The organism is Planktotalea frisia (assembly GCF_001890925.1).
GTDB classification, from domain to species: domain Bacteria; phylum Pseudomonadota; class Alphaproteobacteria; order Rhodobacterales; family Rhodobacteraceae; genus Planktotalea; species Planktotalea frisia.
This window is the reverse complement of sequence record NZ_MLCB01000151.1, coordinates 1-13,545: the sequence shown is the minus strand read 5'-3', so window position 1 is coordinate 13,545 and position 13,545 is coordinate 1. Positions and strand designations below refer to the sequence as shown.

Annotated in this window: 16 protein-coding genes and 1 tRNA gene; 12 read left to right on the top strand and 5 right to left on the bottom strand. The window is 54.7% G+C overall.

All coding sequences use genetic code 11. The features are described 5' to 3' along the window. The first annotated feature begins 38 nt into the window (after positions 1 to 38). The 10 genes from PFRI_RS12750 (at position 39) to recO (ending at position 8,278) form a co-directional block, all read left to right on the top strand. A complete protein-coding gene (locus tag PFRI_RS12750; RefSeq protein WP_072631112.1) occupies positions 39 to 2,207 on the top strand; it encodes a RelA/SpoT family protein in 2,169 nt (722 codons plus the stop codon). After that, positions 2,185 to 2,850 carry a DUF2062 domain-containing protein gene (locus PFRI_RS12745; RefSeq protein WP_072631087.1) on the top strand — a complete coding sequence of 222 codons (666 nt, stop codon included), beginning with the start codon at positions 2,185 to 2,187 and terminating at the stop codon, positions 2,848 to 2,850. The genes PFRI_RS12750 and PFRI_RS12745 overlap by 23 nt, the downstream gene beginning before the upstream one ends. 65 nt (positions 2,851 to 2,915) lie before the next feature. Next, on the top strand, positions 2,916 to 3,665 hold the full coding sequence (locus PFRI_RS12740; protein ID WP_072631086.1) for a pyridoxine 5'-phosphate synthase: 750 nt from the start codon (positions 2,916 to 2,918) through the stop codon (positions 3,663 to 3,665). Further along, the gene (locus tag PFRI_RS12735; RefSeq protein WP_072631085.1) at positions 3,662 to 4,285 is read left to right on the top strand and encodes a LysE family translocator; all 624 of its coding nucleotides are present in this window, start codon (positions 3,662 to 3,664) and stop codon (positions 4,283 to 4,285) included. Before PFRI_RS12740 ends, PFRI_RS12735 begins: the two co-directional genes overlap by 4 nt. A 3-nt stretch (positions 4,286 to 4,288) precedes the next feature. Beyond that, the gene (acpS, locus tag PFRI_RS12730) at positions 4,289 to 4,696 is read left to right on the top strand and encodes a holo-ACP synthase (protein ID WP_072631084.1); all 408 of its coding nucleotides are present in this window, start codon (positions 4,289 to 4,291) and stop codon (positions 4,694 to 4,696) included. A gap of 83 nt (positions 4,697 to 4,779) precedes the next feature. Further along, positions 4,780 to 5,616 (top strand): signal peptidase I, encoded by an 837-nt coding sequence (lepB, locus tag PFRI_RS12725; RefSeq protein WP_072631083.1) that lies wholly within the window; start codon positions 4,780 to 4,782, stop codon positions 5,614 to 5,616. A 4-nt stretch (positions 5,617 to 5,620) separates the two neighbouring features. Then, positions 5,621 to 6,307, top strand: coding sequence for a ribonuclease III (rnc, locus tag PFRI_RS12720; protein WP_072631082.1), 687 nt, complete (start codon positions 5,621 to 5,623; stop codon positions 6,305 to 6,307). After that, positions 6,300 to 7,217 carry a GTPase Era gene (gene era / locus PFRI_RS12715; protein WP_072631081.1) on the top strand — a complete coding sequence of 306 codons (918 nt, stop codon included), beginning with the start codon at positions 6,300 to 6,302 and terminating at the stop codon, positions 7,215 to 7,217. The genes rnc and era overlap by 8 nt, the downstream gene beginning before the upstream one ends. Continuing rightward, positions 7,214 to 7,543 carry a DUF1491 family protein gene (locus PFRI_RS12710; RefSeq protein ID WP_072631080.1) on the top strand — a complete coding sequence of 110 codons (330 nt, stop codon included), beginning with the start codon at positions 7,214 to 7,216 and terminating at the stop codon, positions 7,541 to 7,543. The genes era and PFRI_RS12710 overlap by 4 nt, the downstream gene beginning before the upstream one ends. After that, a complete protein-coding gene (gene recO / locus PFRI_RS12705) occupies positions 7,544 to 8,278 on the top strand; it encodes a DNA repair protein RecO (protein ID WP_072631079.1) in 735 nt (244 codons plus the stop codon). Here recO and PFRI_RS12700 read toward each other — a convergent pair. Then, positions 8,265 to 8,654, bottom strand: a complete 390-nt coding sequence (locus PFRI_RS12700) for an META domain-containing protein (RefSeq protein WP_072631078.1) — start codon at positions 8,652 to 8,654, stop codon at positions 8,265 to 8,267. The two genes, recO and PFRI_RS12700, sit on opposite strands and share 14 nt — an antisense overlap. Continuing rightward, on the bottom strand, positions 8,651 to 9,328 hold the full coding sequence (rpe, locus tag PFRI_RS12695; protein WP_072631077.1) for a ribulose-phosphate 3-epimerase: 678 nt from the start codon (positions 9,326 to 9,328) through the stop codon (positions 8,651 to 8,653). The genes PFRI_RS12700 and rpe overlap by 4 nt, the downstream gene beginning before the upstream one ends. Before the next feature lie 133 nt (positions 9,329 to 9,461). Between rpe and PFRI_RS12690 the strand changes: the two genes are divergently transcribed. Next, positions 9,462 to 10,805: a mechanosensitive ion channel family protein gene (locus PFRI_RS12690; protein ID WP_072631076.1), complete on the top strand. Its 1,344-nt coding sequence runs from the start codon at positions 9,462 to 9,464 to the stop codon at positions 10,803 to 10,805. Between the two features lie 63 nt (positions 10,806 to 10,868). Beyond that, a tRNA-Gln gene (locus PFRI_RS12685) sits at positions 10,869 to 10,943 on the top strand. Positions 10,944 to 11,113: 170 nt separating this feature from the next. On the opposite strand, the gene PFRI_RS12680 is transcribed toward PFRI_RS12685, so the two are convergent. From PFRI_RS12680 to PFRI_RS12670, 3 genes are read right to left on the bottom strand one after another with little or no spacing between them, the layout of a single operon-like run. Then, entirely contained in the window at positions 11,114 to 12,748 is a 1,635-nt protein-coding gene (locus PFRI_RS12680; RefSeq protein WP_072631075.1) for a recombinase family protein, read from the bottom strand. Beyond that, positions 12,745 to 13,158 carry a DUF2924 domain-containing protein gene (locus PFRI_RS12675; protein WP_072631074.1) on the bottom strand — a complete coding sequence of 138 codons (414 nt, stop codon included), beginning with the start codon at positions 13,156 to 13,158 and terminating at the stop codon, positions 12,745 to 12,747. Before PFRI_RS12675 ends, PFRI_RS12680 begins: the two co-directional genes overlap by 4 nt. Beyond that, complete coding sequence (locus PFRI_RS12670; protein ID WP_072631073.1) at positions 13,148 to 13,405, bottom strand: DUF3489 domain-containing protein; 258 nt, start codon at positions 13,403 to 13,405, stop codon at positions 13,148 to 13,150. The genes PFRI_RS12675 and PFRI_RS12670 overlap by 11 nt, the downstream gene beginning before the upstream one ends. Positions 13,406 to 13,545: the final 140 nt, after the last annotated feature.

Genomic DNA, 13,545 nt, shown 5'->3' with positions numbered 1-13,545 from the left:
CGCGTGTAAGGCACTAGATGGATGACCAAACCACTGATCTGATGTCCCCCGATGCGCTGCTTGCAACAGTTCGCACTTATAACCCGAAGACAAATGAAAAGCTGATTCATGACGCGTTTGCCTACGGCGAGCGTATGCATGACGGCCAGTTTCGTCATTCTGGTGAACCTTATTTCACGCATCCCATCGCTGTTGCGGGCATTTTGGCGGATCAAAAGCTTGATGATGCCACGCTGATCACAGCACTTTTGCACGACACGATTGAAGACACAAAGTCCACCTATGGCGAGGTGTCGCAAATGTTTGGTGAGGATATCGCCAAGCTTGTGGATGGTGTGACCAAGCTGACCAATTTACAGCTTAGCTCTAGCGAGACCAAGCAGGCGGAGAATTTCCGCAAGCTGTTTGTCGCGATGGCCAAAGATTTGCGCGTTATTTTGGTAAAACTCGCTGACCGTTTGCACAACATGCGCACGATCAAAGCGATGAAGCCTGAAAAGCAGGTGATCAAAGCTCGCGAAACCATGGATATCTACGCACCGCTTGCAGGGCGGATGGGTATGCACTGGATGCGCGAAGAACTTGAGGACCTCGCGTTCAAGGTTCTGAATCCCGAAGGCCGCGCGTCAATCATGCGTCGCTTTATTCGCCTGCAAAAAGAGACAGGCGACGTGATCCATCAGATCACCGGGGATATGCGCAAAGAACTGAGTGAACATAAGATCGAAGCGCAGATTTTCGGACGCGCCAAAAAGCCGTATTCGATCTGGCGTAAGATGCAGGAAAAAGAGCAAGGCTTTTCAAGGCTCTCTGACATTTACGGGTTTCGCGTCATCACGCAAAGCGAAGAAGATTGTTATCGCGCGCTGGGCGTTATCCATCAGCGCTGGTTCGCGGTGCCCGGGCGTTTCAAGGATTACATCAGCCAGCCCAAAACCAACGGGTACCGCTCGATCCACACGACCGTGTCAGGGCGTGACGGGAAACGTGTTGAAGTGCAAATTCGCACCCAACAAATGCACGATGTGGCCGAGTCCGGTGTTGCCGCGCACTGGTCTTACCGCGACGGAATTCGCTCGCAAAACCCGTTTGCGGTGGATCCTGTGAAATGGGTGGCAAGCTTGAACGAGCAGTTTGGCGCAGAAGACGATCACGAGGATTTTCTCGAAGCAGTGAAGCTTGAGATGTATTCTGATCAGGTCTTTTGCTTCACACCCAAAGGTGAGGTGGTCAAACTTCCGCGCGGTGCGACGCCGCTTGATTTTGCCTACGCGATCCACACAAGGATCGGCAGTGCCTGTGTAGGTGCAAAGGTCGATGGCCTGCGCGTGCCGCTTTGGACACGTCTCAAAAATGGCCAATCCGTGGAGATTGTCACAGCGCAAGGCCAACAGCCGCAATTTACATGGCTAGATATTGCCGCGACGGGCAAAGCCAAAAGCGCAATCCGTCGCTCTTTGCGTGAACAGGATCGCGAACGGTTCATCAAGCTTGGCGGGGAACTTGCGCGGGCGGCCTTTGACAACGTTGGCCGTAAATCTACAGATAAAGCTCTTGCGATTGCGGCCAAAAACCTTCGCCTTGGCAATGTTCAAGATGTCCTTGCCGAATTGGGCGCGAGCATGGTGACGGCTAATGAGGTTGTGCGTGCGGTTTACCCAGAATTGGTGCAAGAAACTGACGAAAATATCGACAGCGCGCGTGCGGTGATCGGACTTGAAAATGATCAAGCCCACAAACGCGCGTTGTGCTGCCAGCCGCTTCCCGGCGAGCGTATTGTCGGTATCACCGAGCGGGGTCGCGGCGTTGTTGTGCATGCGATTGACTGCCAAGCGCTGAGCCAGTTTGAGGATCAAAACCAACGCTGGGTAGATCTGCATTGGCAGGCGGGCACCCATCCCCCCATCCATTCTGCGCGACTTGACGTTACGATAGGCAATGACGCTGGCGTGATGGGGCGCATTTGCACATTGATTGGCGAGCAAGGAGCCAATATCTCGGATCTTGCGTTTACGGATCGCAAGCCTGACTTCTACCGGCTGCTCCTAAGCGTGGACTTGCGCGACGCCGAGCATTTGCATTCGATCATTTCCGTCCTTTCGGCGGAAGACGATGTAGCTGAAGTGGCGCGCCATCAAAACCCAAATGACGCCGACAAAAGCGTCACCGAGATAGGATCGCACCTTGGTTTTCAAACGCCGAGATAGACGCAACTGGCTCAGAGCAATCTGGGAAGCCATCTACCCCAAGGGTGGATGGGCGCGCGCGTTCCATTACGTGAAACACCGTGTGCGCCGCCTACCGGATTCGCCCGAACGCATAGCGCGCGGAATTTTTGCGGGTGTCTTTACGTCGTTCACACCCTTTTTCGGACTACATTTCGTTGTCGCGCTGATCCTTGGTCGGATCATCAATGGTAATTTGTTCGCATCTGTCATTGCGACGTTTTTTGGCAACCCTTTGACATTTGTGCTTATCGCATATTCTTCGCTTAAAACCGGATATTGGCTGACGGGTATGAATGCGGACGCGGACCGTGTGCGCCATGGTCTTGGCGAGATGTTCTACGGGGCTGGCCGTGATTTATGGTTCAATTTCAAAGCGCTGTTCACTCACAAGGCACCTGAATGGGCGGGGCTTTTCGAGTTCTATAATGATGTGTTTTATCCCTATTTGATCGGCTCGCTCATTCCTGGGATTTTCACAGGTTTGATTTGCTATTATCTTTCAGTGCCCGTGATCCGCGCCTATCAAAAGCGCCGCAACAAAGGTGTTTTGAAAGCCCGGCTTGCGCGTCTGAAAGAGAAGGCAGTGGAAAAGAGTGCAAAGAAAGCAGCGGAAAAAAGCTAGATCGCTCTGGCCTTGCGCGCGCATCGCTTTACTCTGCTCATTAAGTTTTATTCGGAGGGCTCAAAATGGCTCAGACACTTCCTTTACGCCTTGGCGTTAACATTGATCACGTAGCCACTTTGCGAAACGCACGTGGCGGGGCTTTGCCGGATCCTGTGCGCGCCGCTTTGGTCGCCCAAGAGGCCGGTGCGGACGGCATAACCGCGCACCTACGCGAAGACCGCCGCCACATCCGCGATGCGGATATTGACGCACTTATGGATGCGCTGAGTATCCCGCTGAATTTCGAAATGGCTGCGACAGAAGAGATGCAAGCGATTGCGCTGCGCCACAAGCCAAACGCGGTGTGCTTGGTCCCTGAAAAGCGCGAAGAGCGAACGACCGAGGGGGGGCTCAACGTCGCGCAGGACGAAAACAAGCTCGCGCACTTTATCGCGCCTTTGCGAGAAGCGGGTTCGCGTGTTTCGATCTTTATAGCCGCCGATAAAAAGCAGATCGACTCTGCGCATCGCATCGGCGCAGAGGTGATCGAACTGCACACAGGCGCTTATTGCGATGCCTTCGCAGAGGGTGATTTAGAGACGCGTGATCGTGAGCTGGCCGCGATGACCGAAATGGCAGCCTATGCTCATCATCTAGGTCTTGAGGTGCATGCAGGGCACGGCCTGACCTATGAGGACGTCACCCCCGTCGCGCAGCTGCCGCAAGTGCAAGAAGTGAACATCGGTCATTTTATCATTGGCGAAGCGGTGTTTCGCGGTCTTGGGCCCGCCATTCAAGACATGCGCCGTGTGCTTGATTTAGCGCGCCCATGAGCGGTTGGGAACTTGCCGCGCTTTTGCTCGCTTGGGGTCTAGGTGGCGGTTCTCCCGGACCTGCGACCTTGACGATTAGCGCAGCGGCGATGAAACGCGGGCGCATCGCTGGTGTTGTATCCGGCTTTGGCATCGTGTGTGGCTCTGCCTTTTGGGGCATTGCATCTGCACTCGGCATGGGCGCTGTGATGCTCACAAACGCGTGGCTTTTTATGGCTTTGAAATACATCGGGGCGCTGTATTTGGGATATCTCGCGCTGAAATCCTTCCGATCCGCGTGGCAAGGACATGCCGCCAAAGAACAGGCGGCGCTCAAAGGCGGGTTGAAACGTGTCTTCGCCAAAAGCCTCGCGATTCACCTCACCAATCCCAAAGCTATCCTTGGGTGGGGCGCGATCTACGCGATTGCCTTGCCAAAGGATGCGCCGACCTCAGCATTGTTGGTGCTGTTCACCCAACTCATTTGCGTCTCCATTGTCGTTTTCATCGGCTATGGCATTTTGTTCTCGAACCCTTGGATCGTTGAACGCTATCGCCGCGCGCGCCGTGGTTTTGAGATCGGCTTTGGTGTTCTTTTTGGTGCGGCGAGCCTGAAAATCCTTACGACGAAGGCGATCTAGCTCATGATCCTTGGCATTGGCACAGACCTTGCGAATATTGAACGCATCGCTGGTACGCTTGAGCGCTTTGGGGATCGTTTCAAAAACCGTGTTTTCACTGAAATTGAACAAGCCAAGGCAGAACGCCGCCGCGATGTCGCAGGTACTTACGCCAAACGCTGGGCTGCAAAGGAAGCATGCTCCAAGGCGCTTGGTACAGGACTTGCGATGGGCATCGCTTGGAAGGACATGTCGGTGACTAATCTGCGCAGCGGACAGCCTGTGATGCATGTGACGGGATGGGCGGCAAAGCGCCTCGTTGAGATGACGCCAGCGGGACATGAAGCCATTATCCACGTAACGCTCACCGATGATCACCCATGGGCGCAAGCATTTGTGATGATCGAAGCGCGGCCATTGGCCCTAAACTAGCGTTGCGCGGTGCCAATCCGCGCAGTTGACATAAAGGCAAGCGCACCTCATGTAGCGTGCACCTGCGAAATGGAGAAAAGCACATGGCCGACGCCGAAAAAAAGGGCAATCCAGTCATTGAGACCATCAAGACTGTTGTTTATGCGCTGCTCATCGCAGGTGTGTTTCGCACGATCTTTTTCCAGCCTTTCTGGATTCCGTCAGGCTCTATGAAAAACACGCTATTGATCGGCGATTTTCTCTTCGTGAACAAGATGGCTTATGGCTATTCCTATGCCTCTTGCCCATCAGTGATTATCCCGCGTTTCGGTATTAACCTTGATGCAAAAAGCTTCTGTGGCTTTGCAGACGGCGATAACACGCGCCTCTTTGGCGGTGAGCCTGAGCGCGGTGATGTTGTTGTCTTCCGCCACCCTGTGTCAGGCCGTGATTTCGTCAAGCGCTTGATCGGGATGCCCGGTGACAAAGTGCAGGTCAAAGGCGGCGTCGTGTTCATCAATGGCGAAGCTGCACCGCAAGAACCTGCGGGTATCTTCGAAGAGGTTGCCGCCGCGCAAGGCCCTCATCGTTTGCGCCCCCGTTGTGCCAACGGTCCTGTGGGCGAGGGCGGCACATGCAACAAAGAACTTTTCACTGAGACGCTCCCGAATGGTGTCACTCATTCGATTTTGAATATCGGTACGCAACGCTCTGATGATACGCCGGTTTACACGGTGCCTGAGGGCAATTATTTCTTCATGGGCGACAACCGCGATAATTCATCTGACAGTCGCGTTCCAAATGCTGCGGGTGGCGTTGGATTTGTCCCTTACGAGAACCTGATTGGTCGCGCTGACCGTGTGATGTTCTCTTCTGCGGGTCGCTCTATGCTGTTCTTCTGGACATGGCGCTCTGATCGTTTCTTCAAGGCGGTCAATTGATCTTATGAAGCTCTCGGCAGATCTTCAGGCTTTGCAAGAGCGGATTGATTACCGCTTTGAGCAAGGCGAGTTGCTGACGGAAGCTGTGACCCACTCCTCAATGTCTTCGCCGTCGCGCGGGGACAACCAGCGCCTTGAGTTTCTTGGGGATCGTGTGCTTGGCCTCGTTATGGCCGAAGCGCTTTTGGGCGCGGATGTGAAAGCCTCCGAGGGCCAACTCGCCCCGCGCTACAATGCTTTGGTACGCAAGGAAACTTGCGCGGATGTTGCGCGTGAGATTGGTCTTGGAGATGTTTTGCGACTTGGCCGTTCCGAGATGAAAAGCGGTGGGCGGCGTAAACTGGCATTGCTTGGCGATGGCATGGAAGCTCTGATTGCCGCGGTCTATGTGGACGGCGGCTTTGATGCAGCACAAGCGCTGATCCTGCGGCTTTGGGGCACTCGGATCAACAGTGTTGAAGCAGATGCGCGCGACCCGAAAACCAGTTTGCAAGAATGGGCGCAATCGCGTGGGTTTACCCCGCCAGCTTATATAGAGACGGCCCGTTCTGGCCCTGATCACGCCCCCCATTTCACAATCGAAGCGCGCCTGCAAAATGGCGAGACAGCAAGCGCTGAGGCCGGATCAAAACGCCTCGCGGAACAAGCAGCGGCAAAGGCTCTGCTGACAAGGATGATGGCAGATGACTGAGACAGCAACACGCGCAGGCTTTGTGGCGCTTATTGGCGAACCGAACGCGGGTAAATCGACGCTTACGAATCGCATGGTGGGCGCGAAAGTGTCGATTGTGACGCATAAGGTGCAAACGACGCGTGCACGTATTCGCGGGGTCGCTTTAGAGGGTGCGTCGCAGTTGGTGTTCGTCGATACGCCCGGCCTGTTCAAACCAACGCGCCGCTTGGACCGTGCGATGGTCGCGGCTGCATGGGGTGGCGCGGCGGACGCGGATGTTGTGGTCTTGATGATCGAAGCGAACCGCGGTGTGTCCGAAGGGGTCGAAAAGATTTTAGAAGGCTTGCAAGCCTTTGGTGAAAAACGCAAAATTGCGTTGGCAATCAACAAAATTGATCGGGTCAAATCCGAAGCGCTGCTCGCCTTGTCCGAAAAGATGAATGAAGCCTATCCGTTTATCGCGACCTTCATGATTTCTGCGGAACGCGGTCACGGTGTCGATGCGCTCAAAGAATGGCTCGCGGGTGAAGTGCCCGAAGGTCCATGGCTTTACCCCGAAGATCAAATCGCTGACTTGCCTTTGCGCATGATTGCGGCGGAGATGACCCGCGAAAAGTTGACTTTGCGTTTGCATCAGGAATTGCCGTACCAGCTCACCGTTGAAACGGAGAATTGGGAAGAGCGCAAAGATGGGTCGTGCAAAATCGACCAGCTGATCTACGTCATGCGCGACGGTCACAAAGGCATCGTGCTGGGCAACAAAGGCGAGACGATCAAAGCCGTCGGAAAAGCCGCGCGCGAAGAATTGGTCGAGTTTTTGGGTCGCAAAGTGCATCTGTTCTTGCAGGTCAAAGTGCGTCCGAACTGGCTGGAAGAGAGCGAGCGCTACGACGAGATGGGTCTGAATTTCAAAGACGGGAATTCATGATCCGGTTAAGCACACGGTTTTGGGTGGATGCTTATCTCGCGCGATTGCGGGTCAATGATATTGCTGCGTTTGTCGTTGCGCATGGCGATGATACTGCTGGCGCGGTTTTGGTGAAATCCGCGACGCTAGATGGTCAGGCCAAGCTCTATCAGCGCAGTTATGATTTGCTTGAGGACACCCGAAAATGGGCGATCCTTAGTGAAGGGGATGAGCGGGACGTTGATGCTTCTATCGCCAAGCAACGTCAGTTTGACAGTGATGTCTGGGTGATCGAAGTTGAAGATCGCGCAGGGCGCACGCTGCTGGGCGAGCAGGGGCTGCAATAGATGGAATGGCGCGATCAGGGAATTCTGCTCTCTGTGCGCCGCCACGGCGAAACCAGCGCGATTATTGATGTGTTCACGATTGAGCACGGGCGTCACGCGGGTATCGTGCGCGGTGGCACCTCGCGCAAGATTGCACCCATTTTGCAACCCGGTGCACAGCTCGATGTCAGCTGGCGTGCGCGGCTTGAGGATCATCTGGGCAGCTACACAGTCGAACCTCTGCGTTCACGCGCAGCGGCGGCCCTGAGTGATCGTTTGTCGCTTGCTGGGTTGAACGCTGTGACGGCTTTAATCGCATTTGCATTGCCCGAGCGCGAAGCCAATCCACACCTCTACAAAATGAGCGAGCAATTGCTTGATCTGCTGGGCCAGCACGATGTTTGGCCGCTCGCCTATCTGCGCTTTGAAATCGCTTTGCTCGAAGCGACTGGCATGGGTCTCGACCTCAGCGCCTGTGCTGTGAGCGGAACCAACGAAAACCTGATCTATATTTCCCCCCGTACGGGGCGCGCGGTCAGTGAACAGGTGGCGGGTCCTTGGGTGAACAAACTTCTGCCCTTGCCGCCAATCCTGAAAGGCGAAGGCACAGGAAGCGACGCTGAGATCGAGCAAGCCCTTCAAACTACAGGCTATTTCCTCAAAGAAAAGCTCGCACCAAATTTAGGTAATCGCACTCTGCCAGAGGCGAGAGGCCGTTATGTCGATCTTTTCTCGCGTCAGATCACTCGGCCTTAAACACCATCGTGCGACCCTCGTCATTGGTCAGGATCAAGACCTCATTCCCGACTTCCGATAAGGTCATCGCAGAGAGAGCCATAAAGAACGCATTCTCGGCAGCTAGGTCAGGACAGGCCATTTTTGTCGCCATTGCTGGACCCACCTCGAACCACGGGTAGGGCGCTTTTTGCTGAACCGAATAGCGGTTGCACGGCGCTTGTCCTTTAATCCAGCCTGCTTTGTCGAATTCCATTGTTGCGCGCGCGGAAAACGCGACGCCGTCGATTTCGCTTAGCGCCCAAACCTTGCCAGACGCGCCGTATTTCGAGAGGCTCTCATCCCCAACGCAAGCGGTCCCGACGAGCAGCGCGCACGCAGCGAGAAAGCGTATCACGCGACGCTCGCACGGATCGCGCGGATGTTTTCGCCGTAAGGCGCGGGGTTGCTCACCGAACCGCCCTTGAAAACAGCAGACCCCGCAACGAGCACATCAGCCCCTGCATCCACGCAGCTTTTCGCAGTCTGAGGCGTAACGCCACCGTCAATCTCGATATGCACTGGACGATCCCCGATCATCGCGCGCAATTTTGCGATCTTTGAGGCAAGTGGGATGAACTTCTGACCGCCAAAGCCGGGGTTCACAGTCATCACGCAGACCAAGTCACAAATGTCCAAAAGATGCTCAACCGCGCTTGCTGGCGTGCCTGGGTTCAATGCAACGCCTGCCTTAGCGCCAGCGGCGCGAATGGCTTGCAAGGTGCGGTGAATATGCGGCCCAGCTTCCACGTGCGCGGTGATGAAGTCCGCGCCTGCCTGTGCAAACCCGTCGATGTAGGCATCCACGGGCGAGATCATCAAATGCACGTCCATAACCGTTTTGATGTGTGGTCGGATCGCGGCGCATGTGGTCGCACCAAAGCTGAGGTTTGGCACGAAGTGCCCGTCCATCACATCAACGTGGATCCAGTCCGCGCCTTGCGCTTCGACGGCTTCAATCTCCGCGCCAAAGTTGGCGAAGTCAGCGGACAAGATGGAAGGGGCAATTTTGACAGAGCGATCAAAGGACATGTGGCAGTTTCCTGAGCAGGTTTCGATTTGCGCCCCTCTTAACGCGCTGCGCCCCCCCGCGATAGGGGGTTTTCCTTAGTTGGGTATGCAGGGTACGGTTGGATATTATAACATTTTTTTAATGAGATATCTTATGCGCATTTTACTCGTCCTCTTTATGCTTGCGATGCCCGCAATGCTTGTCGCTCAAAGTGAAAGCCAACCTGACGGCGCAATCGCTGTCGAGGATAGTGCCACCCAAGACGCGGCGATTGCCGTGCGTATCCGCGATATTCTGTCTGAGCTTGATGGCTATGAGGATGTGACGGTCACTGTGACGTCTGGCATTGTGACGATGCGAGGCACGACGCTTGATAGTGAAAAGATCGCGCGTTTGAACGATCTCACAGGCCGCGTCGAAGGCGTTGTTGCGATTGAAAACAGCGTCACAGAGACCACAGATGTGGTCAAGCGCCTCAACCCCGCCGTTGAACGTTTTCGTGCGCGCATAGCGCAAGTGATTGCGTTTATTCCATTGGCCTCTGTCGCGCTTTTGGCGTTTATCATCATTGTCTTTGTTGGCTTTTTTATCGCGCGCATGCGTCAACCTTGGAACAGGCTCGCCCCGAATGCGTTCATTGCCGACATTTACCGTCAAATCTTGCGCCTTGGCTTTATGGTTGGTGGCTTGGTGGTCGCGCTCGATATTATGGGTGCGACTGCGCTTTTGTCGACCATTCTAGGGGCCGCTGGTATCATTGGCCTCGCCATTGGTTTCGCTGTCAAAGATACGGTTGAGAACTTCATCGCCTCGATCATGCTCTCGATCCGTCAGCCTTTCCGGCCCAATGATACGATCGAAATAGGCGGCGACACAGGCAAAGTCATTCGCCTTACCTCTCGCGCCACGATCTTGCTAAGCTTTGATGGCAATCACATTCGCATCCCGAATGCCACAGTGTTCAAAAGCCGCATTGTGAACTTTTCACGCAATGATGAGCGGCGCTTCAAATTCTCGCTTGGCCTTGCGCCAGAAACGGATTTTGTCGACGCGCAACGTATCGCTTTGGAAAAACTACAAGAGCTGCCGTTTGTCTTGGAAGCGCCTGCGCCCGCTGTCTGGATTGACGAAATCGGTGACAGCACAATTTCGATCACTTGCGCGGGTTGGATTGAGCAACATAAATCGTCCTTGGTTGCTGCGCGTGGCGAGTCGATTCGTCTCGTAAAGCTCGCGTTGGAAAAAGCCGACGTACAAATGCCAGAACCCACATATCGCGTGCTCTCACCGTCCTTGGCGAAATTGGCGTCGTCGGATGAAAGCTCGTCCGCTGGCATGTATAAAGAGCTCGCGCGCGATGCGGATATTCGTGAGGAAAGCCAAGTGGCTATGGACGTAGACGCCGTAACGGACGCGGCACTTGAGCAAATTGTGGACGCCGAGCGCAAAGAGACGGAGTCCGGCGACTTGCTGCGTCGTGAAGCCCCTGAGGAATAAGTGCATTTTTTGCAAATATGCACTTGATCGTCGGGCATCTCCGGCTTAGACACCGACGCACGTTGGGATGTAGCCAAGTGGTAAGGCAACTGTTTTTGGTACAGTGTACCGTAGGTTCGAATCCTACCATCCCAGCCAGTACCTTCCTCTGATAGTCCCGATACGAGTGTGGCGCGAGATAGTGCCGCGTTATCCGAGGGTTACGCCGTTGGGTTTGTAATGCAGACTGGAACGTGGCTCTGAAGTGGGCGCAGATATGCCATCTGTCTGAGACAGGCATTTCGGCGATACGAGGTTGAGATGGGAGCTTATAGAGTCGCGATCAATGCGCGTTGCTCAGCCCAGTTTACTGGCATGGCGTGACGAAGACACCAATCAGATGTGAAGCCGAATGGCTGGGTGCCATCCATAACATCGCGAATGATGTCCGGCGCAAGGAACGCGAGATCGATCATCTGCTGGATGCGTCGTTTCGATGTTTGATCACTTGCTGCGATTTGAGAGAATGTCTTGCCTGATTTGATTTGCTCAAACCAAAGATGGGCTTTGGCGATATTCTTGATCAAAGTTTCATCGCGCGCGCTGGGAGCATCCGCAAAGATCAGTTTGGTTTCCACACCGCGTTTGCGGATCTGGAAGGGGGCCTTGATTGTGAGAGGGCCTTGGACTTGCTCGTCACTGTCGCGCTCAAAGAATGTTGCGATCTTCTTTTGGTCCATAAAGATGTTCAGCTCGCCAACCTTCAGGTCGATGCGCTCGATAAGTTCAAGCCATGAAGTTGATCTGCCACCGCTGGCATCAATCTTAGCCTTGGCATCTGCAATTTCTGCGGCTGTTGCATTTGGAAAGAGCGTTCCAATAAATGAGGGGCTGTTGAAGCGCTTTGCGATCACGCTGGCTACTTTCGTCTCCAGCTCTACCGCAGGCAATCGCCAGCCATCCTTGTCTGGCGAGCCGCTGTTTTTGATCAATCGATGCGAGACGTAATAGCGCAACCGAACACCAGCGTTTGTCCTGCTGTGAGAAGGTGTCAGGCGGTCACCGGTCTCATCATAGATCTTCCCGCAAAGCAGTGAGCTTTGCTTTGCAGTTTTGCGGGCTCTGCTTTTGCTCGCTCCTTCTTGCAGCATCGCTTGAATGCGATCCCAGCGCTCTGGTGTGATGATCGCTTCGTGCTGACCTTCATGAACCAGCGTCTTGTGCTTGATCCGACCCGCATAGATTGGATTGATCAAGATGTGATGGATATGTCCACGATCAAAAGGAACACCACCTGTGCGTTTGCCTGATGCCGTGCTTCGTTTCTTGCTGCGCAGCCCGAACTCATCAGCAGCGGTTTTAACGGCTCGAACGGTGCCGTGTTCTTGATACAAATCATAGAGCCTGCGAACCGTCGCTGCTTCAGCTTCGTTGATCTTCAGCGTTCGACCGTCAGCGTCATACCCAAGCGGCACCAAACCACCCATCCAAAGGCCTCTGCGCTTTGAGGCCGCGATCTTGTCCCTAATGCGTTCTGCAGTCACTTCACGTTCGAACTGGGCAAACGACAGCAGCATGTTCAGTGTTAGCCGCCCCATGCTTGTAGCGGTGTTGAAGGATTGCGTGACAGACACAAAAGACGCCTCTGCTTCATCCAGCGTGTCGACGATCTTGGAGAAGTCGGCCAACGAGCGTGTAAGACGGTCAATCTTGTAGACAACGATTTGATCAACACGTCCGTCTGCAATGTCTTGCAGGAGCTGGCGTAGGGCAGGGCGCTCCAACGACCCACCCGACAAGCCACCATCGTCATAGTGCTCTGGCAGCAAAACCCATCCTTCATGCTTTTGGCTCGCGATGTAAGCGGCGCAAGCTTCGCGCTGCGCATCCAGAGAGTTGAACTCTTGCTCCAATCCATCCTCTGATGACTTACGTGTATAGATGGCGCAACGTAGCTTCTTCATGCCCGTTGCCCTCCAGACTTCGCGTTCAGCCCAAAGAAGCGGGGCCCCGACCAGGTCGCCCCTGTGATGTGCTTCGCGATGGCGGACAAAGACCGCCATGTCTTGCCGTCCATCTCAGACCCTCCTTCAACAACATGCACCTGATAGGTCCGTCCATTCCATTCGCGCACAAGATACGCGCCAGTGTTCAAAGTAGGTGCAATCGCGACCTCAGCTTTCTCACCTGTCGCGATCTGCTGAAGAGCGCGTCGCGTCGCTGTCGGAAGCCCGCCATGGGCTTTGCACTGCGCCGAATAAGCTGAAGCCTTTTGAAGGAAGCTCACTGATAAAAACGGCGGTGGGGGTGTGCCGAAGGCATGCTCCCAAGCTTGCAATGCTTCTGGTCGCTCTGGATTAGGATCATGCCCCATTGGATATCTCCGGCGCAGCGGCAGCGGGTTCCGAATGAATGCGATACTTGGCCAATCCTCCGCCTGAAGGCTTGCTGCCGAAAATAGCAAATCCAGCTTTACGCAGACCGCTCATCGCTGCGCGTGTCGTATGTTGCTGCCAGCCCAGCTTGTCGCTCAACGTCGCGATATCTACGCCAGCCTTGGAACCCAATAGCTTGGTCAATTGCGCTTTCTTCGTCGCGCGCGGTTTGGTTGAAAGTGTCATGTCCGTCTCCTCAGGTTCAGCGGAAACATCCCGCTGCTACTGAGTGAAGCCCAGCCTTGCTGAGCGGTGCGCGAATAGGTGCCGAGGTCGTATCTCAAAACGAGGCAGTCGATATCTACGGATGCTGTTCGTCCCAGCGG